The following is a 24163-nucleotide window of genomic DNA, read 5'->3' as shown; positions in this document are numbered from 1 at the left end:
GGGAACGGAACGGCCCCGCCGATCCGTGGAGGAATCGACGGGGCCGCGGGAGGAGCCTCCCGTCCGGGTCAGCGACGGGCGCGACGGCGGACGGTACGCAGGCCCACCAGTGCCGCACCGGCGGCGAGCATGGCGAGCGCCCAGGGCAGGGCGTCGGTGCTGTCGGTGCCGGTGTAGGCGAGTCGGCCGTGCGCGGCGGTGCGGACCGGGACGGTGCCGATCGGCGCGGCTGCCGGCTGGGTCAGCACCGGGGGAGCCGACACCGGGGGCGTGGCGACCGGGGGCGTGGTGCCCGGGGTGGTCGCGGTCGGGGTGACCACGACCGGGAACGACGTGGCGAACGCGTCGCCGGTGGCCGTCAGGGTGTGCGTCGAGGCTTCGGGGAAGGTCACGTCGACCGCGTTGTAGCCGCCGAACTCCTCGTCGATGGTGATCACGTCGGAGGCGACGTCGGAGGTGACGGTGAGCGCGGACGGCGTGCCCTCGTCATCGGTGACCTCGTTGCCGAACCGGTCGACGATCCCGCCGTCGACCAGCAGCGTGCCGTCCTGCTCCACGGTGGGGCGACCACCAGGCGTGAAGACGACGTCGAGGTCCCCGCCGTCAGCGCCGGTGCTCCAGTTCAGGTCGACGGTGTCGATGTCGCCGTCCTCGCCGATGATCCAGCTCCGGATGGTGCCCGAGTCCTCTTCCTCTGCTGCGGCAGCTCGGAGCTGGAAGCCGATGGACATCCCGTCGCCGAACAGCTCTTCGTAGTCAGCGCGGTCCGTGGCGATGACCTGCACGCCCGCGGGTGCTGCGGCGTCGACCGACAACTCGACGTACTGGGTCGTCGTGGCCGATCCGCTGGTCGCGGTCACGGCGAAGTCGTAGTACGAGGCGATCTCGGTCGTACCCGACAGGACGCCGGTGGCCGGGTCGAACGTGATGCCGTCGGGCAGCTGGCCCTCGGGGGTGTCCTCCGGGTACTCGGGGTCGGCCTCGTAGCCGTCGTAGAACCAGGCGAGCGAGTACGTCGGTGCGGGGCTCCCGACCGCGCGGAAGGTGTACGAGAAGGCCTCACCTGCGGTGGTCTCGAGGGGGAAGACGTCCTCGTCGGCGTCGGTGCCGCTCTCGATGGGCTTGCCGTTCTCGTCCACGAACACGGGGTCCTGGGTGACGACGGCGGTGTCCGCCGTCGCGGTCTCGTCCGTGTGCCCGAGGAGCGTGTTCTGCACGGTGACGGTGACGACCTTGCCCGCGTCGTCGGCGACGACGTCGTAGGTCGGGCCCTGGTCGCCGGTGGCCACACCGTCGACCGACCAGCTGTAGGAGAGCGCGGACGGGTCGGTGAAGCCCTTGGGCTTCGCGCGGAGCGTCTGGCCGACCTTCGCGGTGCCGGAGATCGTCACGGTTGCGGATGCCACCGCCGTGGGCGCGGCCTCGGCCGGGCTGGTGGCGCTCGGCTTCGCGGTGCTCGGGTTGGTCGGTGCCGGCGTCGCGCTGCCGGTGGTCGGAGCGGTCGGCGTGACGGCGCCGGTCCCGGCGGCGTCACCACCCGTGGTCGCGCCGGTGCCACCGGGGGCGCTGGTCACGCCGTCGGTCGGGAGGCTCGGCTCGGCCGGCGTGGTCGTCTCGCCCGGCGCCGTCGTCGCGTCGGTACCCGGCGTGGCGTCGGTGCCCGGAGCGGCGGGAGTGGTGACCGACGTGTCGGTCGTCGGTGCCTCGTCGGCGTAGGCGGTCGTCGCGGTCATGACGCCGAGACCGGTCGTGAGGCCGATGAGTGCTGTGGCAGTACCGACGGCGCACGCGCGTCGGACGAAGGAGGTGCTGCGATGCACGGGTTGTTCCCCCATATTTCGAGTCCGGACGGGTGCCGGAACACAAGAGTTGGCCGAGAGTCCTCGGGTGATCGGAGCGTATTGGGATGGCGGGGTGTAGAGGCGCGCGCAACGGCAGAAGTGCCCCGAGTTGGGGGTAGGCGTTCCAGATCGTGCGGTTTCCCGCACCGGTTCCTCTGCGTTCGTACAGACGTGAGCGCCCCCGGGAGGGGCGCTCGCGTCTCCGCCGATCAGGCGCGACGACGGCGCAGGCGGGCCGTCAGGACCGCGGCCCCGGCGGCGAACAGCCCGCGTGCCCACGCGATCGGGCCGGACTCGTCGGCACCGATGGTCTCAGGAACGGGAGGTCGCCGCAGCCCGTTCCAGGGCGTCCCGGAGCGCTGCCACGGCGGGGGACAGTGAACTCGCCGTCCGCTGCGCCGTGAAGATCGTCCGCTCGGCGTCCCCGGGCAGGTCGAGCAGCCGGCAGGTGGTCGACCGGCCGGCCCAGACCAGGTCCGGCATGAGCGCGACCGCGTTCCCGGACTCGATCAACCGGATCTGCGCCTGCAGGTCGGCGGTCTCGTACCGAACGTCGGGTTCGAAGCCCGAGCGCCGGCAGAGCTGCTCCGCGAAGTGCCGCGACGCCGTTCCTCGTGGCTCCATCACCCACGGCAGGTCGGCCGCGCCGGTGAGGGAGTCGACCGGCCACAGCGACGTGTCGACCGGCGGCAGCGCGAGCCGGACGGCGTCCGTCGTCAGCTCACGTCGGTCGAGGCCCGGGAAACGCGGGGCCGCGTGCGCCGGGTACTGCTCGGCGATCACCATGTCGAAGTCCCGAGCCCACGTCTCGTTGAGTGCGGTCTCCGGCTCGCGCTGGACCATCTCGACGCGGACGCCCGGGTGTTCGGTGACCATGATGCGCAGCGCGTTCGGCATGAGGGCGAGCGCAGCAGACTGGAAGACCGCGACCCGGACGCGTCCCTGCACGCTGGTCAGCGTCGCCTCGACGGCGGACTGCGCCCGCTCGAGCGTGTCGAGCACGTCGCCCGCCGCGGCCACGAGCACCTCGGCCTGCGGCGTGAGCTGGAGGCGCCGTCCGGCCCTCCGGAGGAGCTGCACACCGGCCTCACGCTCGAGGACCGCCAGCTGTTGCGAGACCGCCGACGGGGTGAAGTTCATCGCCTCGGCGACGGCGGCCACGGTGCCCCGGATCGACAGCTCCCGCAGGAGCACGAGGCGCCGGACGTCGAGCATGGGGAAACAGTAGTGCAGCTGAACGGAATGCATCAGGAAGAGTTGCTTCCGCTACCGGAAGCGCGAGCCCCACACTGAACCCATGACCGACGTCCAGCCGCGCGACGACGCAGCGACCACGACCGACGATGTGACCACCACCGACTCCGCCGGACTCGCCGACGAGTCCGTCGCGCTCGTCCAACAGTGGCTCGCCGAGGCAGAGACGTACCCGATCGACGGGTCCGCGAAGCAGCTCGCCGGCGTCCTCGCCGACCCGAAGGGCCTGGCCTTCGCCGTCGGGTTCGTCGACGGCGTCGTCCGCCCCGAGGACCTCGGCGTCGCTGCCCGCAAGCTCCGCGCCATCGCGCCGGACGCACCCGGCTTCCTGCCGGCCGCGCTCCGCGGCCTGGTGCGCCTCGGTGGCGGGATGGCACCGGGCCTCCCGGGGGTCGTCGTCCCCGTCGCCCGACGGGTCCTCCGGAACATGGTCGGGCACCTCATCGTCGACGCCACCGACGCGAAGCTCGGTCCGGCGATCGCGAAGATCAAGCAGGACGGCATCCGCCTCAACGTGAACCTGCTCGGCGAGGCCGTGCTCGGTGAGCGCGAGGCCGCGCGCCGCCTCGCCGGCACGCACGCGCTGCTGAGCCGCGGCGACGTGGACTACGTGTCGATCAAGGTCTCCTCGACCGTGCACCCGCACTCGCCGTGGGCGTTCGACCACGCCGTCGAGGACATCGTCGGGCAGCTCCGGCCGCTGTTCGAGCGTGCGGCGGCGTCGACGCCGAAGAAGTTCATCAACCTCGACATGGAGGAGTACAAGGACCTCGACCTGACGATCGCGGTCTTCACGAAGCTCCTCGACGAGCCGCAGTTCACCGACCTCGAGGCGGGGATCGTGCTGCAGGCGTACCTGCCCGACGCGCTCGCCGCGATGGAACACCTGCAGGAGTGGTCCGCCGCCCGCCGTGCCCGCGGGGGCGCCGACATCAAGGTGCGCCTGGTCAAGGGCGCGAACCTGCCGATGGAGCAGGTCGAGGCCTCGGTGCACGGCTGGCCGCTCGCGACCTGGCACACCAAGCAGGACTCGGACACCAACTACAAGCGCGTGCTCGACTGGGCGCTCACGCCCGAGCGCATCGCCAACGTGCGGGTCGGCGTCGCCGGGCACAACCTGTTCGACGTGGCACACGCGTGGCTCCTCGCCGGGGAGCGCGGTGTGCGGAACGGCATCGAGTTCGAGATGCTCCTCGGCATGGCGCAGGGCCAGGCGGCCGCGGTGAAGAAGACCGTCGGCTCGCTGCTCCTCTACACGCCGGTCGTGCACCCGGGGGAGTTCGACGTCGCCATCGCCTACCTCATCCGTCGTCTCGAGGAGGGCGCGTCGCAGGACAACTTCATGTCCGCGGTGTTCTCCCTCGCCTCGTCCCCGACGCTGTTCGCCCGCGAGGAAGCCCGGTTCCGCGACTCCCTCGCCCCGCTCGCGCTGCCCGGCGGACTGGACGCCCCGGCGCCGCACCGTGTCGCCGACCGGTACGCGGCCGTCGACCGTCCCGTCCCCGGCCACTTCGAGAACACGCCGGACAGCGACCCGTCCGTCGGTGCCGTCCGCGAGTGGGGTGCCGCCATCACCGAGCGGATCGCCACCTCGACGCTCGGCGTCTCCGCCGTCCGGGAGGCCCGTATCACCTCCGCCACGACCCTCGAGTCCGCCCTGCAGCGCGTCCGCGCCGCGGGCACGACCTGGGGTTCGTGGTCGGGTGCCGCCCGCGGCGCGGTCCTGCACGCCGTCGGCGACGCCCTCGAAGCGAACCGCGCCGCCCTCATCGAGGTCATGGCGTCGGAAACCGGCAAGACGATCGACCAGGCCGACCCCGAGGTCTCCGAGGCCATCGACTTCGCGCACTTCTACGGCGAACTGGCCGCATCGCTCGACACCGTCGACGGTGCGTCGTTCACCCCGGCCGCGCTGACGCTCGTCACGCCGCCGTGGAACTTCCCCGTGGCGATCCCCGCCGGCTCGACCCTGGCCGCCCTCGCCGCCGGGTCCGCCGTCGTGCTGAAGCCCGCGCCGCCGGCCGCCCGCAGTGGTGCCGTCCTGGCGTCGGTCATCGAGACCGCCCTCGACGCGCACGGTGCACCGGCCGACGTCCTGGCGTTCCTCGACGTCGAGGAGTCCGAGCTCGGGAAGGACCTCATCGCGTCGCCGCTCGTCGACCGCGTGATCCTGACCGGCGCGTACGAGACCGCCGAGCTGTTCCGGTCCTTCCGCCCGGATCTGCCGCTGGTCGCCGAGACCTCCGGCAAGAACGCGGTCATCGTGACCCCGTCGGCGGACCTCGACCTGGCGGTGAAGGACGTCGTCGCCTCGGCCTTCGGTCACGCGGGGCAGAAGTGCTCGGCCGCGTCGCTGGTCGTCATGGTCGGCTCGGTCGCGAAGTCCAAGCGCTTCCGCAACCAGCTCCTCGACGCGGTGTCCTCGCTGACCGTCGGCTACCCGACCGACCCGACGACCCAGATGGGACCGATCATCGAACCGGCATCGGGCAAGCTGCTCGACGGCCTGACGACGCTCGGCGCCGGGGAGTCCTGGGCGATCGCACCGAAGCAGCTCGACGAGACCGGGAAGCTCTGGAGCCCCGGTGTCCGGCAGGGCGTCCGGCGCGGTTCGGAGTACCACCGCACGGAGTACTTCGGCCCGATCCTCGGCGTGATGGTGGCGGAGACCCTGGACGAGGCGATCGACATCGTCAACGAGGTCGACTACGGCCTGACCTCCGGCCTGCACTCGCTCGACCCGGGTGAGATCGGGACGTGGCTCCGGCGCATCCAGGCGGGCAACCTCTACGTGAACCGCAGCATCACGGGCGCGATCGTCCGCCGCCAGCCGTTCGGCGGGTGGAAGAAGTCCGCAGTCGGCGCGGGCACCAAGGCCGGCGGCGTGAACTACCTGGTCGGCCTCGGCTCCTGGGAGCCCGCCGTGGCCCGCGCTGGCTCGACGCCGTCGTCGGACGTTTCGGCCTTCGTCCGGGCGACCGGTGTGGCGTCCGAGTCGGTCGACCGTGCGGTTGCGTCCGACGAGCTCGCGTGGACCTCGGAGTTCGGGACCGCGGCCGACGTGTCCGCACTCTCCGCCGAGCGCAACGTCTTCCGCTACCTGCCGTTCCCGGGGGTACACGTCCGCTTGGCTGCCGAGGGCACGACCGAGGACCTCGTGCGGGTCGTCGCCGCGGCGCTCCGTGCGGGCACCTCCGTCCAGGTCTCCACGGCCGTCGCGCTCCCGGAAGCGGTGGCCACCGCGCTCCGAGGCCTCTCGCTCGTCGAGTCCGTGCGGCAGACCGAGTCGGACGAGACGTTCGCCGCCCGGATCGCTGCCGGCCCGTCCACGCGCGTCCGACTCATCGCCGGGGACGCTGCCGCGCTCGCCGTCGGGACGGACGGGCGGCCGGACGTCGCCGTCTACGCGGAGCCCGTGACCGAGGCCGGGCGCATCGAGATGCTGCCGTTCCTCCGGGAGCAGGCGGTGTCCATCACGGCGCACCGCTTCGGGACGCCGAACCACCTGTCGGACGACCTCATCTGACGGCTGCTCGCCAGTACGACCCCTCCGGACGGACACGGCCCCTCGCTTCCACGCGGTGCCGTGTCCGTCCTGCAGTGTGGCGGATGATGCCCGGCCAGCCGGTGAGCGCTGTCCGGATCGGCCTTCGGCGACCCCTCGGTACAACAGGTTCATGTGTGAATCGGTGCAGTGCCTGGTGTGTGGGAAGGCGACATGGACCGGGTGCGGTGAGCACGTCCGTGAGGTCTTCCGCGGCGTCCGTCGTCGTGACCGGTGCGCGGGCCACGGTGTGCCGCGCTCCTTCCCCGACGACGACGGGTTCCGCTGAGCCGCTGACCCGCTGCTGTACCGGCCCGTCGGCCCGACCTGTCCGCTCGCCGCACGGTCGGTGCGCACAGTCAGGTGTCCGGCGTTGCCTCGGATCCACGTCGTACAGCGACGACGACCCGGCCACCCTGCCGGTACACCCGAGGAGCCCCACATGACCGACCCGATCGCTCGACCCATCGCACTGGCGCACGTCCGCGTGACCGTCACCGACATCGTCCGCAGCAAGGCGTTCTACCAGCAGCTGTTCGGCGTCGAGCCCGCGATGGACTTCAGCGAGCACGCCGGTGAGCCCGGGATCACCGAGGACCGTGAGCGGCTCTACGGCGGCTGCATCTTCCCGGTCGGGGACCAGCTCTTCGGCCTCCGCCCCGTCGCTCCGAGCGGCCAGCGGTTCGACCCGGACACGGTCGGTCTCGACCACGTGAGCTTCATGGTCGGATCGGTCGACGAGCTGCACGAGGCGGCCGCCCGGCTCGACGCCGCCGGTGTCGAGCACGGCGAGGTGACCGACCTCGGAGACGCCGGCATGGTGATCCTGTCCGTGCAGGACCCGGACGACATCAACCTGGAACTGGCGGCCGTCCGCAGCTGACCACCCGCGGCGGTCACCGCACAGGGCGCAGGATGTACTCGAACGTCGTGCGTGCCCGCTCGGGGTCCGGGGTCTCGCCGGAGATCAGGTCCGCGTAGGTGAACGACTCCGAGACGCGGACGAGCAGTCGACCGAGTTCCTCGGGGGAGAGTGGCGCCGGGTCGAAGGCCCCCGACTCCTGCTCGGCGGCGACCAGGGTCGAGACCACGGCGACGAAGCGCCGCTGCACGTCGCTGTCGGTCGTCGTCAGGAGTCGCAGGGCCCGGGCCGGCTCGCGGGTCAGGAACGCGCGGAAGTACGGCGCCCGGATCAGGTCCGCGGTGAAGTGGTCGAGGACGTCGACGATGCGTGCCGCTCCCGACGGTGCCGCTGCTCGGCCGGCGGCGTCGAGCGTCGGGACGGCCAGTGACCAGAGGATCTCGGACAGCAGCTGGTCGCGGTTGCCGACCCAGCGGAACAGCGAGGTCCGGTCGACGCCGAGCGAGGACGCGAGGGCCTGCATGTCGACGCGTGCCCCGTCGATGAAGGCATGACGTGCGGAACGGAACGCGCGCTGGGCGTCGGGGTGGGCCTCCAGGCGCGTGGCGAGCGCGCTCGGGACGAGCGCCGACCCGAGGGCGCCGAGTGGCTGCTTGCTCACGGTTCCCCCCGAAGTCGTCGACGTCGTCTTGCAACGTTTCCGAGAATGATGCATCGTTGGGTCCATGTCAACGACGGTCGCGGGAACGCCCCTGCTGGAATCCGACTTCTACCGGTTCCAGGAGCAGCTGACCGACCAGGAACGCGCCTCCCTCGGCGAGCTCCGCGAGTACCTCGAGCGCGACGTCGCGCCGATCGTGGACGAGTACTGGGCCCGCGCCGAGTTCCCGACGCAGGTCATCGCGCCGCTCGCCGAGCTCGGCATGTACGGCCCCGGCGTGCCGCTCGTCCGGCAGTTCGAGAACTCCGCGGTGTACCGCGGGTGGGCGGCCCTCGAACTCGGTCGGGTCGACGCCGGCGTCGCGACCTTCATCGGCGTGCAGTCCGGTCTCGCGATGAACTCGATCGCGGTCGCGGGCAGCGACGAGCAGCAGCGTGAGTGGTTGCCGCGCATGGCCTCCGGGGAGGTCGTCGGGGCGTTCGGACTGACCGAACCGCTCTCCGGCAGCGACTCCGCCCGCGGCCTCCGCACCACCGCCCGGCGCGAGGGGGACACCTGGGTGCTCAACGGCTCGAAGCGCTGGATCGGCAACGCCACCTTCGCGGACGTCGTCGTCATCTGGGCGAAGGACGAGGCGGACAACCAGGTCAAGGGCTTCCTCGTCACCTCCGACACCCCGGGGTTCACCGCGACGAAGATCGAGGACAAGATCGCACTCCGGTCGGTGCAGAACGCCGACATCACCCTCGAGGACGTCCGCGTCCCGGAGGCCCGTCGCCTGCAGCGCGCCGACTCGTTCCGGTCCACGGCTGCGGTGCTCCGCCTGACCCGCACCGAGGTCGCCTGGCAGGCCGTCGGCATCTCGGTCGGCGCCTACGAGGCCGCCCTGCGCTACGCCCGGGAGCGCGAGCAGTTCGGCAAGCCGATCGCGTCGCACCAGCTCATCCAGGACCTGCTCGTGAAGTCCCTCATGAACATCACCGCGTCGATCGCCCTGTGCACCCAGGCGTCCGCGCTGCAGGACCAGGGCCTCGGCGGCGACGAGCACTCGGCGATGGCGAAGGCGTTCGCCACGGCGAAGATGCGCGAGACCGTCGGCTGGTGCCGCGAGGTCCAGGGCGGCAACGGCATCGTCCTCGACAAGGGCGTCGCCCGGTTCTTCGCCGACGCCGAGGCCATCTACTCGTACGAGGGCACCCGCGAGGTCAACACGCTCATCGTCGGCCGCGCCGTGACGGGGCAGGCCGCGTTCGTCTGACCTGCTGGACCAGGTGGCAGATGACCGCCGTCGCCCGGTCGTCGGCCCGGCGCCGGTCGCTCGTCGCCCGCTCGTCAGCTCAGGCCCAGAACGCGCCGATGCGCTCCGCCACCGGCTCGGCCTGCGCGCGTCCGGCCTCCGCCGACGGCCGCTGCGTCGACAGCGCCAGTGAGTTCGTTCCGAAGGCCCGCTGCGACGCCTCGTCCGCGACGAGGACCTCGACCCGCGAACCGGCGTCCCGCAACGAGGTGACCGCACGGTCGAGCCACGGCCCGAGCGGTGACGGCCCCTCGGGGCTGCAGGCGATCACGAGCACCCGCTCGTACCCGGCCGCGACGTCCGCGTTGGTCGCCGAGCGCATGCCGCCGTCGATGTACGGATGCTCGTCGATCCGCACCGGAGACCAGACCAGCGGGACAGAGCAGCTCGCGGCGACGGCACGTTCGAGCGGCACGCCGTCCTCGGCGCGGAGCACCCGGAAGGTCCCGTCGACGGCGTCCACCGCGGTCACCGCGTAGGGCCGGTCCGGCCACGCGGTCGTGGGCAGCGTGTCGCGGAAGGTCGCAACGCGTTCGTCGTCGCTCTGTCCGGAGGTGATCTGCTGCGCGGCGGCTCCGAGACGCGCACGGGCGTCCTGCTCCGAGGTGGCTCCCTGCAGTGCCGCCGCGAAGCGCTGCTCGAACTCGGCGGCATCGACGCGCGCGGGCTCTTCGTAGGTGGTCGGGAGCGGGCTCAGCTGCTGCTCGTAGGCACCGCGCACGCCGCCGCTGCGGAGGAAGGTGCCGACGACGCTGCCGGCGCTCGTGCCGACCACCAGGTCCGCCGCACCGAGGTCGACCCCGGCGTCCTCGAGGGCCGACAGGACGCCGAGCTCCCAGGCGATGCCGGCGACGCCACCACCTCCGAGGACGACTGCTCTGGTTCCGGGCGTGGGGGTGGGGAGGGGCGCTGCGGCGTCGGTCATGCCTCCTGCTTACCAACCCCGCCGATGAACGCGTACTGCGTCGGTCCTGCCGGACCCGACCACGCGCCGGACGGGAGGCTCGGATCGCCACCGCCCCGCGCCTCCCGGAGCCGCCCGGACCGGCACAACGAGAACCGGCTCGAACCGCGGACATCCGCGGTTCGAGCCGGTTCTCGTTGTGCAGCGCCGAAGGGCACCACGGGACGGGGTGCGGCGGCACCCCGCCGCGCGGTGCCTCCCGTCCGTCCCGGCGCGGCCTACTCCGCCGACTGCACGTCGATGAGCACCTTGCCGACCGCGTCGCCCTGCACCGCGTCGTGCGCTGCTGCGGTCTCCTCGAGCGGGAAGCGGATCAGCGCGAGCCCGGCCTCCTCGCCGACCGGCAGGACACCGTCGCGCAGCGCGGCGGTGATGTCCTCGGCAGCGGCGGCGAGGGCGGCGTCGCCGATCGTGTACAGCAGCAGGAACTGGTAGCGCGCGTTGATGCCCATGTTCGGCCGCACCGGGATCGATGCCGCGTCTCCGCCGTTGTCCGCGTACATCGAGACGACGCCGTGGTTCGCCAGGACCGCAGCGTCGAGGTCGGCGTTCGCCGGGATCGACACCTCGACGACGATGTCCACGCCGTCCGGGGCGATCGAGCGGATCCGGTCGGCGGCGCCGTCCTCGCGGTAGTTCACCGTGTGGTGGGCCCCGGCCGCCGTGGCGAGGGCCGCCTTGTCCTCCGAGCTGACCGTGGCGACGACGGTGGCGCCGGCCCAGCTGGCGAGCTGGATCGCGGCGTGTCCCACGGCCCCCGCGCCGCCGGCGACGAGCACGGTCTTGCCGGAAAGGGCACCGGGCGAGAGGCGGGTCGGGCCGTCCTCGTGCACGGTGAGCGCACGGTGCGCGGTCATCGCCGGCACGCCGAGGCTGGCACCGACGTCGAACGAGACGCCCTCCGGGAGCGGGACGACGCGGGCGGCGGGCACGACGGTGAACTCCTGCGCGGTGCCGGTCGGGCGGGACGCGGCGGCCATGAACAGCCAGACGCGGTCACCGACGGACAGGCCCTCGACGCCGTCGCCGACCGCGTCGACGACGCCGGCACCGTCCTGGTTCGGCGTGATCTCCGGGAACGGCAGGCCGTCGCCGTACGTGCCGCCCTGTCGTGCCTTCCAGTCGGTGGGGTTCACCCCGGAGACGACGACGCGGACGCGGACCTCACCGGCACCGGGCTCGGGGACCGGACGGTCGGCGAGGGAGAGGACGGCTGACGTTCCGGGCTGGGAGTAGACGATCGATCGCATGCCTCCACGCAACCACCCGCGGTCCGCGACGATTCCAGACCGGGCGCGGTCAGGAGCCGGAGTCGTACCCCGAGCGCGCTTCGGCGACGCCGTCCATGTGGTCGATCGCCCACTGTTCGAGCGGCACGAGCACGGCGCGGAGCGACCGGCCGGTGTCGGTGAGCTCGTACTCCACGTGCGGCGGGATCTCGGGGAAGACCGTCCGGGTGACGAAGCCGTCACGTTCCAGGGCCCGGAGCGTCTGCGTGAGCATCTTCTGCGACACACCCTGCACCCGGGTGGCGATGGCGGAGTACCGACGAGGCCCGTCCGCGAGGGCGCCGATCGTCAGCACGCTCCAGCGGTCCCCGATCCGGTCGAGGAGCTGCCGCGAGGGGCAGTCCGCCGCGTAGGGGCTGTACTCGAGCGCGCTCATCCCGACCTCCGTCACGCACCACGAGGTGCCTACTTACTTGAAGAGAGTAACACCCGTACAGTGAGTGGCACGGCGCGCGACCGCGTCGGCACCACCACCACGAAGGAGCTCGCATGTCCACCATCGTCGTCTTCGGAGGCACCGGGTACGCCGGGTCCGCCATCGTCCGCGAAGCCCTCTCCCGCGGGCACGAGGTCGTCGCCGTCGCGCGTGACACCACGAAGCTCGACGCCGCCGAGCACCTCACGCTCGCGCGGGGGGACGCGTTCGACGCCGGTTTCGTCACCGAGGTCACGAAGGACGCGGACGTCGTCATCGTCGCCCTGCACGCGGTCCAGTCGGACGGCACCGAGCTGAAGGACCGGTTCCAGCACTTCGTCGACGCCGCGGCCGCTGCCGGTGCACGACTCGGCATCGTCGGCGGCGCCGGGTCGCTGCTCGTCGCCGAGGGCGGCCCGGCCCTCTACGACACGGCCGAGTTCCCCGACGCCTTCAAGGGCGAGGCGAAGAGCCACGGCCAGGTCCTCGAGGCACTCCGCGCGGGTGGCACCGACGTCGACTGGTTCTACGTCAGCCCCGCCGCCGCCTTCGGCAGCTACAACCCGGGGGAGCGTCGCGGCACGTACCGCACCTCGGACGACGTGCTCCTCACCGACGCCGACGGCAACTCGGACATCTCGGGCGCCGACTACGCGATCGCGGTCGTCGACGAGGTCGAGGAGCCGAAGCACCACCAGGCGCGGTTCGGCGTCGCCTACTGAGCGCAGCTGCTCGCGTCACCCCGTGACGGACGGGAGGCCCGTGACCAGCTGGTCACGGGCCTTCCGTCCGTCACGGCGGCCCGGCCGCTGGCGCGCCGGTCCGGTTCCGGCGGCGTGGGCCCACCGTCCGTCGTGTCAGCGGTTGCCGACGATGGTCGGCAGCGGCAGGTGGTGACGCATCCGCATCTCCAGGTGCAGGCCGCCGCGTCGGGCGAGGACGAACGCGATCACCGTGGCGGCCGCGGCGGGCACGCCGCCCGCGACCATCATCCCGACGTGCGCGCCGAAGCGGTCGACGACCTGACCCATGACGGGGCCGCCGATCGCCTGACCACCGAGCAGCACGAGCACGTACAGCGACATCACCCGCCCACGGATCGCGACGTTCGAGGACAGCTGGACGAGCGAGTTCGACGCCGTCATGAAGAGCAGCTGCGACAGGCCGACCACGACGAGCAGGACGGTGAACGGCGCGATCGTCGGCGCCGACCCGGCCACCACGAGCAACAGCCCGGTCCAGAACACCCCGCCGACGATGGTGCGGAGCCGGACCACGGCACGCCGGGTGGAGAGGACTGCGCCGGTCAGGGCGCCGACCGCGACCGCGGAGTTGAACAGGCCGTAGCCGCCGGCCCCGACGCCGTACACGTCGGACGCGAAGGCGGACAGCAGCACGGGCATCGTCAGCGCGAAGACGGAGAAGAACGCGAGCAGGACGACGGGCACGATGATCGTCGGCTTCGCGGCGGCGTACCGCAGCCCCTCGACGAGCTGCCCCTTCGCCCGCGCGGCCGGCGGTGTGCGGTGGAGTTCGGAGACGCGGAGGAACCCCAGCGTCACGACCACCGCGACACAGGCGGCGGCGTTGATGCCGAACGACCACCCCGCCCCGACGGCGACGAGCAGGATGCCGGACAACGCCGGACCGATCATCCCGCCGAGCTGGAACACCGACGAGTTGACGCTGATCGCGTTGCGGAGGTGCTGGTGACCGACGATCTCGGTGACGAACACCTGCCGCGCCGGGTTGTCGATCACGGTGACCATGCCGACCAGGAACGCGATCACCCAGATGTGCCACGCCTCCACCACCCCGGCCAGGGTGAGGACGGCGAGCAGCAGGGACAGCACCGCGAAGGCGCCCTGCGTGATCATCATCAGCGCGCGCTTCGAGTACCGGTCGACGAAGACCCCGCCGAGCAGCCCGAACAGCAGCATCGGGGTGAACTGACAGGCGACCGTGATGCCGACCTGCGCGACCGAGCCGGTGAGCTGCAGCACGAGCCAGTCCTGCGCGATGCGCTGCATCCACCCCGCCGTCATCGCCACCAGGTTGGTGGCGGTGAAGAGCCGGAAGTTCGGCACCGACAGCGCGATGAAGGAACGCCGCCACGGAGGCGGTGTCGTGCTGATCGGGAGCGGCTCGGTGGGCGGGTGGACGGTCGTCGGTGACGGACGCACGGTGTGGGGGACTCCGGCTGTCGAGGGCGGGAACGGTACCCGGTCGAAACTATCCGCTCCCGGTCCATTCGATCCTCCTATGATCGGCATCACTCCATTGCGATGTCGAATGAAGGGCCCACCGTGCTCGATCCCGTCCTGCTCCGGACCTTCCTCGCCGTCGCCGAGACGAGCAGCTTCACGCAGGCCGGCGTCCGTCTCGGCATCAGCCAACCGACCGTCTCGCAACACGTGCGCCGGCTCGAGTCAGCGGTCGCCCGGACCCTCGTCGCACGGGACACCCGCGGGGTCCGGCTCACCGACAACGGCGACGCGATGGCGGGGTTCGCCCGGACGATCCTGGCGGCGCACGCGACAGCGGACGCGTACTTCTCCGGGGTGGCGGCTCGTGGTCGCCTCCGGTTCGGCGCGGCCGACGACCTCGCGATCACGCAGCTGCCGCGCATCCTCCGGGACTTCCGGAAGCTGCACCCGCAGGTCGACCTCGAGCTGACGGTGAACCAGTCCGCGCCGCTCCTCCGACGGGTGCACGCTGGTCAACTCGACCTCGTGTTCATCAAGCGGACGGCGGGGGAGTCCGCCGAGGGCACCCGGGTCGCCTCGGACCAGATGGTGTGGATGGCGCAGGACGGCATCGCCCTCGAGTCCGACGACCCGGTGCCGCTGATCGCGTACCAGGCGCCGAGCATCAGCCGGCAGATGGCGATCGACGCGCTCGAGGCCGCCGGGCGCACGTGGCGGATCACCTGCAACACCCGTGACGTGAACGGTGTGCTCGCCGCGGTGCGGGCGGGGATCGGCGTCGCGGTGTTCCCACACTCGCTCATCCCGGCCGACCTGGTGAAGGTGTCGCAGCGACTGTCGCTGCCGGACCTGCCCGCGGTCGACTACGTCCTCATCGCGAACCCGACCGTGCAGCGCGAGCCGATCGAGGCGCTGACGAACGCGATCCTCTCCCGGGGCGTCGTCCGCGCGGTGTGACGGGGGTCGTCCCCGCCGTCAGCGGGAGGGTCAGGGCGCGATCGTCGGCGTGGCCCCCGTGCCCGTCAGGTCCGGCAGCGGCGCACCGAGTGCGGACGCGACGGCCCAGAGCAACACGAGGGTCCCGACCGCGCCGAGCACGGTGCCGAGCAGGGCGACCGGCCGCTGCCAGGTGGACGCGGGGTTCCGCATCGTCACCACGGACACCACGACCGCGAGCACACCGAGCAGGACGCCGACGGCGTGCACGGTCGCCGGGGCCGTGAACCACCAGGCGGCGAGACCGAGCGTGGCGAGACCGGCCAGGGCACCGAGCACGGCACCCGGCGTCGCGCCGATCGGACGTCGAGCGCGCGTGGCGGACGCACCGGTTCCGGCCTGGAGGCCCGTGTCGGCTCCCGTCACCGGCGTCACCGGCGGAGCGGCTTGCGGCTGCGCGGTCGTCCCGGCGGCGACGGGGACCGCGGTGGACCGCGCCTTCGTCGGCTGGGCCGGACGACGCTTCGGCAGGAAGCCCCGACGGGTGTTCGCGCCGCGGCTGCGGTCGGCGTTCCGGTGCTCCCGGGCAGGGGTCGGGGCGTGGGTCGCCTCGCCGTCGGACGTGGCGGTCTCCGCCGGTTCCGCTGCGGCCGGCGCGACGGACGGCAGGGCCCGTGTGACCGCGGGGACGACCGGCGCCACGGCGTGCGGCTCGGACGCCGGACCGGGGAAGGGTGCGGCGGTGGTCGGCGCCGGGGTGGCGAGCACGGCGTCGAACGTCGGCGGAGCGGTGACCGCCGGCGGGATCACGCGCGCCTGCTGCCGGGCGAAGCGGGCGGGCGTGCGGTACCCGATGGGTCCGACGGCCTCGGGCTCGCCGCCCTCGACGACGACGTGTTCGAGTCCGGGCACCGAGAACCGCGGCTGTCCTGCTGCCGGCACGACGGGGAACGCGGGAGCCGGCGGGGCGGCCGGGGTCGCGGTGGTCGCGCCACGTCCGGCGGAGCGCGCTGCCGGCCCGGCCGTCGGAGCGGTCGGGACCCCGGCATCGGGGGTCGCGGACCAGGACTGCGAGGCGACCGGTCCTGCCGGGGCGGGCACGGGCGCCGCGGACCGGGTGTCGCCGGTGTCCCCGAGCGCTCCGACGGGCGCTGCGGACGCATGCGCCGCGCCGACCACGGGAGCCGCGGGCATCGCCATCGCCCCGGCGGAGGCCTGGGCATCCGTTGCGCTCCGACGCGCTGCACCGTGTCGTGCTGTGGCGCGGGGATCGCCGGCGGCGGTGCGGTCCGCAGCAGGGTCCCGGGTGCCTGCCGGTGTGGCGGTCGCGTCGGCCGGTCCGAGCCCGGCGACGGTCGCACGCGCCTCCGCGACGGCCGAGAAGGGGAGGGTGTCGACGTTCGGCGACGTCGGAGCCGGCGGCAGCAGCTCGGGGGTCGGCGGGAAGTCGGGGACGACGGCGTTCGGGTCGAGCACCGGCGGGGCGGGGGTGGGGTGGGCCTCCAGGCCGGGCACGGCGTCGATGCCGGGTCGGGCGCGGTCAGCGACGGTGCCCGCGGGGACGACGCGGCTGGGGGCAGGGGAACCGGCGTCCTCCGGAGGCGCGGTCACCCATGCGGGCACCGCCCGACGGGGTCGCTCGGACTCGGGCATGCGATGAGACGCCACGGCCGCTGTTCCTCTCCCTGGATTGATCCAGAGTCCGTTCTACCGGGCGGGAACAGCGGCCGAACGCCCCAGTCAGAGGGGGTGGAACGGTCGGTGCAGGACCGTCACATGTCGCGGTACCGCTTCGCGGCGGCGAGGGCGTCGCGCAGTTCGTCCGCGGTCATGCGCGGGCCGTAGCCCGGGGTGTCGCGCTGGATGCGCCATCCCTCGGCGAGCGGTCCGGCGTCGACGACGTCGAAGCCGAACTCGTCGATGAGGTCGGCGACGGTGCGCTTCGCCGTCTCGTCGTCGCCCGCGACGACCAGGGCGCGGCGTCCCTCGGTGCCGCTGGGGGTGGCGTGTCCGGTCAGGTCCGCGGCGCCGATGTGGTTGAAGGCCTTGACCACGTGCGCGCCGACCAGGTGGTCCTGCAGCATCTCGGCCGTGGTGGTCGTCTCGTCGTCGAGGGCCACGATGTGCCCGTCGCGCTCCGGGTAGTAGTTGTCCGTGTCGATGACGACCTTGCCGACGAGCGGCTCGACGGGGATCGTCTCGACGGCGCCGAGCGGCACGGTCACGACGACGATGTCGCCCCGGGTGGCCGCGTCCTCGCGTGTGCCGGCGGTGGCGTGTTCGCCGAGCTCCGCGACGAGGTCCGTCAGCGTCTCCGGCCCGCGCGAGTTCGCGATCACGACCTGGTGGCCGTGCTGCACCGCGAGGCGTGCGAGCTGTGATCCGATGTTGCCTGCTCCGATGATCCCGATGGTCGTCATGTGGGGTGCAACAACCGTGGCCGGTGGTCATTCCGGCCTGACGACCGGGACGGTCGGACCGCCCGTCGGGGGCGGGTCCACGCGTTCGCCGGAGGACGGGTGACCGTCATCCGCCGCGCGGTGCAGGATGGCGCCATGACACACGAGTTCCGCAACGAGGCCGACCGCGACCGCTACGCCATGTACGTCGACGGAGCCCTCGTGAGCGTGCTCGACTATCGCGTCAACGGTGACGCGATCGCCTTCCCGCACACGTACACGGTCCCGGCGCACCGCGGGCACGGGTACGCCGGGGAACTCGTGGAGCACGCCGTGGCCGACGTCGAGACGACGTCGACGAAGCGCATCGTCCCGATGTGCTGGTTCGTCAGCCAGTGGTTCGACGAACACCCCGACAAGGCAGACCTGCTCAGCCGCGGCGTCGCGGACTGAGCACCACCGAGAGGCGCCACCGTGCCCCGCATCGTCCCCTTCCTCTGGTTCGACGACCAGGCCCAGTCCGCGGCTGAGCACTACGTCGGGCTCTTCCCGGACGCACGTGTCGACGGGGTCGGCCGTGCCCCGGACGGGTCCGTGCTCGTCGTCGAGTTCACCCTGATGGGCCAGCCGTACCGTGCCATGAACGGCGGTCCCGGTCATCCCTTCACCGACGCCGTCTCGCTGCAGGTGGACGTCGACACGCAGGACGAGCTCGACCGGATCTGGGACGGGCTCCTCGCCGACGGCGGCCACCCGGTGGCGTGCGGGTGGCTCGTCGACCGCTGGGGCCTGTCGTGGCAGGTGACCCCGTCGATGATGGGCGAGCTCATGGCCGCCGGCGGTGACCCGGCACCGGGCGCGCGGGTGTTCCGCGCGATGCAGGACATGGTCAAGCTCGACATCGGGGCACTCCGGGCGGCGGCCTCCGACTGATCACCGACACCGGGCACGTCCGGCCCCGTCGCCGGACGGTCGCACCGGTCCCGACCCCGGGACCCGCCGGTCCCCGTTCCGGGGGACCCGCGGTTATCGTGGGCCACACCGAGCGGCGCAGGGGACCACGGACGTGGGCGGCCGCCGGACCCGACGTCCCGACCAGGGGCGACCGACCACCGGCGCCACGCCGGACGACAGACTGGAACAGCATGGCCGACCCGAGGGGCCCCGGGATCCGTGAAGCGGACATCGGACGGGCGTACACCGAGCTCTCCCGCATCACCCGCCGCGCGAGCGTCCGGGCGCGGGGGACCGCCGACGTGTTGAGCGTCGTCGACCAGTCCCTGGTCGACTTCGTCGTGCAGCACCCGGGGTGCATGGCGATCGACATCGCCCGGTACCTCCGGCTGAACCGGTCGACCATCTCGCGTCAGCTGTCCGGACTGCTCGCCGCGGGACTCGTCCGCACGGTCGACGGCGGCACCGGCAACGCGAAACCGCTCGAGGCGACCGAGGCCGGCCGGCGTGCCCTCGACCGATCGGTGCAGCTGCACCGCGATGCCCTGGTCGAGCGGCTGGCCGACTGGTCCGACGACGACGTCGCGCTGCTCGCCGGGCTGCTCGAACGGCTCGGAGCCGCGGACGAGGCCGAGCTGCCGATGCCGAGCAGGACGACCGAGCCGTGACCACGTCGCTCGTCCTGCTGTCGGACACGCACCTGCCGAAACGGGCGAAGGACCTGCCGCCGGAGCTGTGGGCGGACATCGACGCGGCAGACCTCGTCGTGCACGCGGGCGACTGGGTGGACCTGGCGACCGTGGACCTGCTGGAGGCCCGGTCCCGCGACCTCCTCGCCGTGCGCGGGAACAACGACCCGGGGTTCGAGGACCGGTTGCCGCTCGTCGCCTCACGCCGCGTCGAGGGACTGCGGTTCGCGGTCGTGCACGAGACCGGCGCGGCGACCGGGCGGGAGCGTCGGGCCGTCGCCGACCACCCGGACGTCGACGTGCTCGTGTTCGGGCACTCGCACATCCCGTGGGACTCGCTGGCGCCGAACGGCATGCGCCTGCTCAACCCCGGTTCGCCGACGGACCGTCGTCGGCAGCCGGACCACACGTGGATGCGCTGCACGGTCGACGGCGCCGACCTGCAGGTCACCCTGGTGCGGCGCGCCCCCGGTGCGGACGGGGTCCGCACCGCGCCCTCACACCCGGCCTGACTCCGCACCCGCGGTCGGGCCCGAGTCGGGCCCACCGGCCGGGAGGCCCGCTGCGGCTCCGCCCCGCCGGGGACCGGGCAACTGCTCCGGCATCCGGAAGAACGCGAGCTCCTGCGCGACCGACTCCCGGAACGCGCGGGCCATCCGGCCCCGCAGCTCCGGGTCGGCGCGCACGGCGAGCTCCTCGACGAGGTCGGTCGCCCGCGCGCTCGACGCCGCGAAGCCCGGGTCCCCGTACGCCGCGATCCAGTCCGCGAACGGGTGCCCGACCGGCGCCGTGCCGAGCCGCTCCCCGACCCAGGCGTACACCCGGAAGCAGGGCAGGACGGCGGCGGCGAGCACCGAGACGTCCCCGGTGGCGGCGGCATCGTCGGCCGCCGCGGCCAGGTGCGCGAGGTAGCCGGCGCAGACCGGGTGCACGGGGTCGTCCGCGTGCGACCCGGCGAGTCTACGGTGGTGCAGGTCGCGGGCCTCGGCGGCGCAGCCCTCGCTCGCGGTCGTCCAGAACGCCGCGGCGTCGCCGGTCGAGCCGGCCGCGATCGCCCGGAGGTGCTGCTCGTACGCGCGGAGGTAGTGCACGTCCTGCGCGAGGTACCCGGCGAAGACCTCCGCGTCGAGCGTGCCGTCGGCGAGGCCCTGCAGGAACGCGCACGCGAGGGTCTCGTCGAGCACCGCGGCCGCGTCCGTCCACCAGAGGTCGGTCAGGCGGGGGACCGGCAGGGCGGCCCGCACGGCGGCGTTGTGGTCGACCGGGCCGTGTCCGTGCCCGACCTGGAGGGCGTCGGCACCGCGGAGGGCCACGGTGAGCCACGCCTTCGCGGCACCGACGGCGAGCTCCCAGTCGCCGTGTCGGGCCACGAGCGTGGCGATCGCGCTCGAGAGCGAACAGCCCGTCCCGTGCGTGTTCGTCGTCGCGACCCGCGGGCCGGGGAACACCCGCACCGAGCCGTCCGGCGTCACGAGGGCGTCGTCCGAGGTGGGGCCGCCGTCGTGTCCGCCCTTCGCGAGCACGCGGACGTCGAAGCGTCGTGCCACCGCCAGGGCCGCGTCGAGGGGGTCCGTCGCGTCGGAGCCGGCGAGGTCGGCGAGCACCCGCAGTTCGTCGCGGTTCGGGGTGACGAGGTCGGCGAGGGCGAACAGGTCGGTCATCGCCGCCTCGGCATCGGCGTCGAGCAGTCGGTCACCGCTCGTGGCGACCATCACGGGGTCGACGACCAGCCACCGCGGCCGGTGTGCCCGCAACGACTCCACGACGACCCGGACGACCTCGGCGGTGCCGAGCATGCCGGTCTTCACCGCGTCCACCGTGACGTCGTCCCAGACCGCGTCGAGCTGCTCGCGGAGGAAGTCCGTGTCGGGCACGTGCACCGAGCGCACGCCCCGGGTGTTCTGCGCGACCAGGGCCGTGACCACCGCCATGCCGTACCCGTCCTGGGCGGCGATCGACTTCAGGTCGGCCTGGATCCCCGCACCCCCGGTCGGGTCGGTCCCCGCGATGCTGAGCACCCTGGGCACCCGGCCGCTCGCAGCCGGCCCCGTCGTCGCGGTCACCGGCCCGCCCCGTTCCACGCCGCGACGAACGCGGCGGCCGCGGCACCCGGGTCGGGGGCCGCGCAGATGCCCGACACCACGGCGACCCCCGCCGCCCCGGCAGCCCGCAGCGGCCCGACGTCCGCCAGTCCGACGCCGCCGATGCCCACGCACGGCACGGTGGTCGTCGCCGCGATCCGGGCGAACCCCGCGACGCCGAGCGCCGGCGGGTGGTCGGGCTTCGTGCTCGTCGGGTGCACGACCCCGACGCCGAGCAGGTCGACCGTGCCGTGCGGCATCGCGGCGACCTCGACCAGGTGCCGCGTCGTGTTCGCGGTCAGTCCGACGTGGGCGTCCGGGCCGAGCAGTGCACGCGCGGCGCTCGCCGGGACGTCCGACTGTCCGAGGTGCACGCCCGCCACCGCGTGCCCCTCGTGCCGTGCGGCCAGCGCCACGTCGAGCCGGTCGTCCACGACGACGAGTGCCCGGTCGCCGACCGCGTCCGCGACCGCGACCGTCAACGCGAGCAGGTCCCGGGCGGACGCCGTCTTGTCCCGGACCTGCACGATGCGGACCCCGGCGCCCACCGCCGCCCGGACGACGCCGAGGACCCCGTGCCCGTGCCGAGCGGCCAGGGCGGTGTCGGTGACGAGGTAGACGCCGAGCTCCTGCGCTCCCGGTACGCGTCCGGCGGTCCCGGCCACCGCAGCGGCAGCCGCGTCGGCGGTCACGATCCCGCTCCGATCGTCGTCGAGGCGGCCCGGGCACTCTGACCGTCGGCGGTGATCCGGGCCTCCCGGACCACGTCCTCCGGCGTCAGCGACGCGAGCCGGTCGAGGAACAGCGGCTGGAACGCGCCGGGCCCGCCGGCGTCCCGTGCGGCGAGCTCCGCCGCGATGGTGTGGACCGCGGTCGCGGCGACGGCCGCGTCGAGCGCACGCCCCGGCGCCACGGCCGCGAAGGCGGCGACGACGGCCCCGAGGGCGCAGCCGCCACCCGTGATCCGGGTGAGCAGCTCGGTCCCGTTCGCGACGCGGACCAGCCCCTCGGGCGCCACGAGCAGGTCCACCGCACCCGAGACCGCCACCGCCTGCGCGGTCCCGGCGTCCGCGGCGGCGACCGCGGCGTCGCGGGCGTCCTCCGTCCCGACCGTGCTGTCCACACCGCGACCGCCAGCCGAGGCGCCGAGGACCGCGAGCACCTCGGACGCGTTCCCGCGCAGCACCGTCGGGCGCATCGCCAGCAGGTCCCGCGCCAGGGCCGTCCGGACCGGCAGCGACCCGACCGCGACCGGGTCGAGCACCCACGGCGTCCCGGCTTCCGCCGCTGCGGCCGCGGCCTCGCGGGACGCGGTCGACGGCTCAGCGTGCGGGGTGCCGGTGTTGACGAGCAACCCGTCCGCGACGCCGGCGAACGGCCCCGCCTCGGTCGGCACGTCGACCATCGCGGCCGACGCCCCCAGCGCGAGCAGCACGTTGGCGGTGACGTTCTGCACCACCGTGTTCGTGATGCACTGCACCAGGGGCGCCCGGGTCCGGACGGCCTCCAGCAGGTCGGCGGTACGGACGACCCAGTCGGTCGTCGGCGCAGCGTTCTCCATGGACGATCCCTTCGCGAGTACGAGCTCGAGCAGGTTCGACGGGTGTGATCTCAGCCGCTCGGATGCGGCACCCCGTGTCTCGGACGACACCGTACACGCATCGCCGCCGTCGTCCAGCGACACGTCCGGGACCGGTGTGGAAGGGTGGACCCGTGGACGACGAACGACGGACCGCGACCCCGGCGGGACCGCCACCCGGCCCCCCGGCAGGACCGCGCGACCCCGGCGACGCCTGGGCGGTCGGCCCGGACGGCACCAAGGCGTGGGGCCGCTTCGGCGCCGCGGGCCTGCTCGTCGACGACGGACGCGGACGGGTCCTCCTGCAGCACCGCGTCGAGTGGAGCCACCACGGCGGCACCTGGGGGATCCCCGGCGGAGCGCGCCACCAGCACGAGGACCCGGTGACCGCCGCCCTCCGCGAGTCCGCCGAGGAGGCCGGCGTCCCCGAGGACGGCATCGACCTCCGGCACACCGCCGTCCTCGACCTCGGCTTCTGGACCTACACGACCGTCGTGGGACGCGCCTCCCGCCCGTTCGCCCCCGTCGTCGCCGACCGTGAGAGCCTGGCCCTGGCCTGGGTCCCCGTCGCCGACGTGCCGGACCTGCCGCTCCACCCCGGGTTCGGCGCCTCGTGGCCCGCGCTCCGGGCCACGCTCGACCGGACACCGCACGTCGTCGTCGACGCGGCGAACGTCGTCGGGAGCGTCCCGGACGGCTGGTGGAAGGACCGCGCGGGAGCGGCCTCCCGACTCGTCGCCCGGGTGAGCGCGCTCGCCGCGTCCGGCGTCGACGCCGCCGCGCTGGACCTGCCGTCCGCCACCTGGTGGCCGCGGTGGACCGTGGTGCTCGAGGGGGAGGCCCGGGGTGCGACCCCGGTCGACGTCGCCGCCGACACCCGTCCCGGTCTCCCCGTGGTGACCGTCGAGCAGGCACCGGCCGCCGGGGACGACGCGATCGTCGCCGCCGTGCAGACCGCCGTCGCGGCCGGGGACGGCCCGGTCGTCGTCGTGACCGCGGACCGCGGCCTCCGTGACCGCGTGACCGCGGTCGGGGCGGACGTCCGCGGGCCGTCGTGGCTGCGGGAGCTCCTGCCCGACTGACGACCGGCTGCCGCCGCTGTGGTCGCCCCGGCGTCGCGTAGGTCCGTGCAGCGCGCCCTCCGGGTCCGTGCAGCGCGCCCTCCGGATGGTGAGGCGCGGAGCCGGGCGT

Annotated in this window: 22 protein-coding genes and 1 riboswitch; of the genes, 10 read left to right on the top strand and 12 right to left on the bottom strand. The window is 73.4% G+C overall.

What is annotated here, in order from left to right; translation table 11 throughout:
- Positions 1-68 precede the first annotated feature (68 nt).
- Positions 69-1820, bottom strand: a complete 1752-nt coding sequence (locus DEJ16_RS13470; protein WP_110826076.1) for a putative Ig domain-containing protein — start codon at positions 1818-1820, stop codon at positions 69-71.
- A 333-nt stretch (positions 1821-2153) separates the two neighbouring features.
- Positions 2154-3056: a LysR substrate-binding domain-containing protein gene (locus tag DEJ16_RS13465; RefSeq protein WP_110826075.1), complete on the bottom strand. Its 903-nt coding sequence runs from the start codon at positions 3054-3056 to the stop codon at positions 2154-2156.
- Between the two features lie 82 nt (positions 3057-3138).
- Between DEJ16_RS13465 and DEJ16_RS13460 the strand changes: the two genes are divergently transcribed.
- Together DEJ16_RS13460 and DEJ16_RS13455 are read left to right on the top strand one after the other, a co-directional pair.
- On the top strand, positions 3139-6621 hold the full coding sequence (locus DEJ16_RS13460) for a proline dehydrogenase family protein (RefSeq protein ID WP_110826074.1): 3483 nt from the start codon (positions 3139-3141) through the stop codon (positions 6619-6621).
- 460 nt (positions 6622-7081) lie between these two features.
- Entirely contained in the window at positions 7082-7522 is a 441-nt protein-coding gene (locus DEJ16_RS13455) for a VOC family protein (protein ID WP_110826073.1), read from the top strand.
- 13 nt (positions 7523-7535) lie between these two features.
- Here the strand turns inward: DEJ16_RS13455 and DEJ16_RS13450 are convergent, their stop codons facing one another.
- Positions 7536-8162 (bottom strand): QsdR family transcriptional regulator, encoded by a 627-nt coding sequence (locus DEJ16_RS13450; RefSeq protein ID WP_181420489.1) that lies wholly within the window; start codon positions 8160-8162, stop codon positions 7536-7538.
- Positions 8163-8226: 64 nt separating this feature from the next.
- Here DEJ16_RS13450 and DEJ16_RS13445 point away from each other — a divergent pair, with 64 nt between their 5' ends.
- Positions 8227-9420 carry an acyl-CoA dehydrogenase family protein gene (locus DEJ16_RS13445; RefSeq protein WP_110826072.1) on the top strand — a complete coding sequence of 398 codons (1194 nt, stop codon included), beginning with the start codon at positions 8227-8229 and terminating at the stop codon, positions 9418-9420.
- A gap of 79 nt (positions 9421-9499) precedes the next feature.
- Here DEJ16_RS13445 and DEJ16_RS13440 read toward each other — a convergent pair whose 3' ends face one another.
- The 3 genes from DEJ16_RS13440 to DEJ16_RS13430 form a co-directional block, all read right to left on the bottom strand.
- Positions 9500-10384 (bottom strand): patatin-like phospholipase family protein, encoded by an 885-nt coding sequence (locus tag DEJ16_RS13440; protein ID WP_110826071.1) that lies wholly within the window; start codon positions 10382-10384, stop codon positions 9500-9502.
- Between the two features lie 257 nt (positions 10385-10641).
- Positions 10642-11673 (bottom strand): NADPH:quinone reductase, encoded by a 1032-nt coding sequence (locus tag DEJ16_RS13435; RefSeq protein ID WP_110826070.1) that lies wholly within the window; start codon positions 11671-11673, stop codon positions 10642-10644.
- A 49-nt stretch (positions 11674-11722) separates the two neighbouring features.
- On the bottom strand, positions 11723-12088 hold the full coding sequence (locus tag DEJ16_RS13430; RefSeq protein ID WP_110826069.1) for a helix-turn-helix domain-containing protein: 366 nt from the start codon (positions 12086-12088) through the stop codon (positions 11723-11725).
- A gap of 113 nt (positions 12089-12201) precedes the next feature.
- On the opposite strand from DEJ16_RS13430, the gene DEJ16_RS13425 reads away from it, so the two are divergent.
- Positions 12202-12849 carry an NAD(P)-dependent oxidoreductase gene (locus DEJ16_RS13425; RefSeq protein WP_110826068.1) on the top strand — a complete coding sequence of 216 codons (648 nt, stop codon included), beginning with the start codon at positions 12202-12204 and terminating at the stop codon, positions 12847-12849.
- A gap of 135 nt (positions 12850-12984) precedes the next feature.
- Here DEJ16_RS13425 and DEJ16_RS13420 read toward each other — a convergent pair whose 3' ends face one another.
- On the bottom strand, positions 12985-14310 hold the full coding sequence (locus DEJ16_RS13420) for an MFS transporter (RefSeq protein WP_258366377.1): 1326 nt from the start codon (positions 14308-14310) through the stop codon (positions 12985-12987).
- A gap of 123 nt (positions 14311-14433) precedes the next feature.
- Here DEJ16_RS13420 and DEJ16_RS13415 point away from each other — a divergent pair, with 123 nt between their 5' ends.
- Complete coding sequence (locus tag DEJ16_RS13415; protein WP_110826066.1) at positions 14434-15291, top strand: LysR substrate-binding domain-containing protein; 858 nt, start codon at positions 14434-14436, stop codon at positions 15289-15291.
- Positions 15292-15321: 30 nt separating this feature from the next.
- Here DEJ16_RS13415 and DEJ16_RS13410 read toward each other — a convergent pair whose 3' ends face one another.
- Together DEJ16_RS13410 and DEJ16_RS13405 are read right to left on the bottom strand one after the other, a co-directional pair.
- Positions 15322-16938 carry a hypothetical protein gene (locus tag DEJ16_RS13410; RefSeq protein ID WP_146232885.1) on the bottom strand — a complete coding sequence of 539 codons (1617 nt, stop codon included), beginning with the start codon at positions 16936-16938 and terminating at the stop codon, positions 15322-15324.
- Positions 16939-17042: 104 nt separating this feature from the next.
- Positions 17043-17690, bottom strand: a complete 648-nt coding sequence (locus DEJ16_RS13405) for an NADPH-dependent F420 reductase (protein WP_110825241.1) — start codon at positions 17688-17690, stop codon at positions 17043-17045.
- Between the two features lie 135 nt (positions 17691-17825).
- Here DEJ16_RS13405 and DEJ16_RS13400 point away from each other — a divergent pair, with 135 nt between their 5' ends.
- The 4 genes from DEJ16_RS13400 to DEJ16_RS13385 all read left to right on the top strand — a co-directional run bounded on the left by DEJ16_RS13400 (position 17826) and on the right by DEJ16_RS13385 (position 19824).
- Positions 17826-18122 (top strand): GNAT family N-acetyltransferase, encoded by a 297-nt coding sequence (locus DEJ16_RS13400; protein ID WP_110825500.1) that lies wholly within the window; start codon positions 17826-17828, stop codon positions 18120-18122.
- Positions 18123-18143: 21 nt separating this feature from the next.
- Complete coding sequence (locus tag DEJ16_RS13395; protein ID WP_110825242.1) at positions 18144-18602, top strand: VOC family protein; 459 nt, start codon at positions 18144-18146, stop codon at positions 18600-18602.
- A gap of 212 nt (positions 18603-18814) precedes the next feature.
- On the top strand, positions 18815-19291 hold the full coding sequence (locus DEJ16_RS13390) for a MarR family winged helix-turn-helix transcriptional regulator (protein WP_110825243.1): 477 nt from the start codon (positions 18815-18817) through the stop codon (positions 19289-19291).
- Positions 19288-19824, top strand: coding sequence for a metallophosphoesterase (locus DEJ16_RS13385; protein ID WP_110825244.1), 537 nt, complete (start codon positions 19288-19290; stop codon positions 19822-19824). Before DEJ16_RS13390 ends, DEJ16_RS13385 begins: the two co-directional genes overlap by 4 nt.
- On the opposite strand, the gene thiD is transcribed toward DEJ16_RS13385, so the two are convergent.
- From thiD to thiM, 3 genes are all read right to left on the bottom strand, one after another.
- Positions 19810-21375, bottom strand: coding sequence for a bifunctional hydroxymethylpyrimidine kinase/phosphomethylpyrimidine kinase (thiD, locus tag DEJ16_RS13380; RefSeq protein WP_110825501.1), 1566 nt, complete (start codon positions 21373-21375; stop codon positions 19810-19812). The two genes, DEJ16_RS13385 and thiD, sit on opposite strands and share 15 nt — an antisense overlap.
- Positions 21372-22085: a thiamine phosphate synthase gene (gene thiE, locus DEJ16_RS13375; RefSeq protein ID WP_258365982.1), complete on the bottom strand. Its 714-nt coding sequence runs from the start codon at positions 22083-22085 to the stop codon at positions 21372-21374. Before thiE ends, thiD begins: the two co-directional genes overlap by 4 nt.
- Positions 22082-22954 carry a hydroxyethylthiazole kinase gene (thiM, locus tag DEJ16_RS13370; protein WP_110825245.1) on the bottom strand — a complete coding sequence of 291 codons (873 nt, stop codon included), beginning with the start codon at positions 22952-22954 and terminating at the stop codon, positions 22082-22084. The genes thiE and thiM overlap by 4 nt, the downstream gene beginning before the upstream one ends.
- Positions 22943-23039: riboswitch (TPP riboswitch) on the bottom strand. (Overlaps the previous gene by 12 nt.)
- 67 nt (positions 23040-23106) lie before the next feature.
- Between thiM and DEJ16_RS13365 the strand changes: the two genes are divergently transcribed.
- Positions 23107-24054, top strand: coding sequence for an NUDIX domain-containing protein (locus DEJ16_RS13365; RefSeq protein ID WP_110825246.1), 948 nt, complete (start codon positions 23107-23109; stop codon positions 24052-24054).
- Positions 24055-24163: the final 109 nt, after the last annotated feature.

The organism is Curtobacterium sp. MCJR17_055, assembly GCF_003224335.1.
Lineage (GTDB): Bacteria > Actinomycetota > Actinomycetes > Actinomycetales > Microbacteriaceae > Curtobacterium.
The sequence above is the reverse complement of the archived record's forward strand: the minus strand, read 5'-3'. Positions and strand labels throughout refer to the sequence as shown.

Coding starts and splice junctions, on each gene's coding strand:
- thiM (WP_110825245.1), bottom strand. CDS start 22,954: ATGGAGAACGCTGCGCCGACGACCGACTGGGTCGTCCGTACCGCCGAC.
- DEJ16_RS13425 (WP_110826068.1), top strand. CDS start 12,202: ATGTCCACCATCGTCGTCTTCGGAGGCACCGGGTACGCCGGGTCCGCC.
- DEJ16_RS13460 (WP_110826074.1), top strand. CDS start 3,139: ATGACCGACGTCCAGCCGCGCGACGACGCAGCGACCACGACCGACGAT.
- DEJ16_RS13400 (WP_110825500.1), top strand. CDS start 17,826: ATGACACACGAGTTCCGCAACGAGGCCGACCGCGACCGCTACGCCATG.
- DEJ16_RS13405 (WP_110825241.1), bottom strand. CDS start 17,690: ATGACGACCATCGGGATCATCGGAGCAGGCAACATCGGATCACAGCTC.
- DEJ16_RS13435 (WP_110826070.1), bottom strand. CDS start 11,673: ATGCGATCGATCGTCTACTCCCAGCCCGGAACGTCAGCCGTCCTCTCC.
- DEJ16_RS13390 (WP_110825243.1), top strand. CDS start 18,815: ATGGCCGACCCGAGGGGCCCCGGGATCCGTGAAGCGGACATCGGACGG.
- DEJ16_RS13465 (WP_110826075.1), bottom strand. CDS start 3,056: ATGCTCGACGTCCGGCGCCTCGTGCTCCTGCGGGAGCTGTCGATCCGG.
- DEJ16_RS13440 (WP_110826071.1), bottom strand. CDS start 10,384: ATGACCGACGCCGCAGCGCCCCTCCCCACCCCCACGCCCGGAACCAGA.
- DEJ16_RS13445 (WP_110826072.1), top strand. CDS start 8,227: ATGTCAACGACGGTCGCGGGAACGCCCCTGCTGGAATCCGACTTCTAC.
- DEJ16_RS13455 (WP_110826073.1), top strand. CDS start 7,082: ATGACCGACCCGATCGCTCGACCCATCGCACTGGCGCACGTCCGCGTG.
- DEJ16_RS13430 (WP_110826069.1), bottom strand. CDS start 12,088: ATGAGCGCGCTCGAGTACAGCCCCTACGCGGCGGACTGCCCCTCGCGG.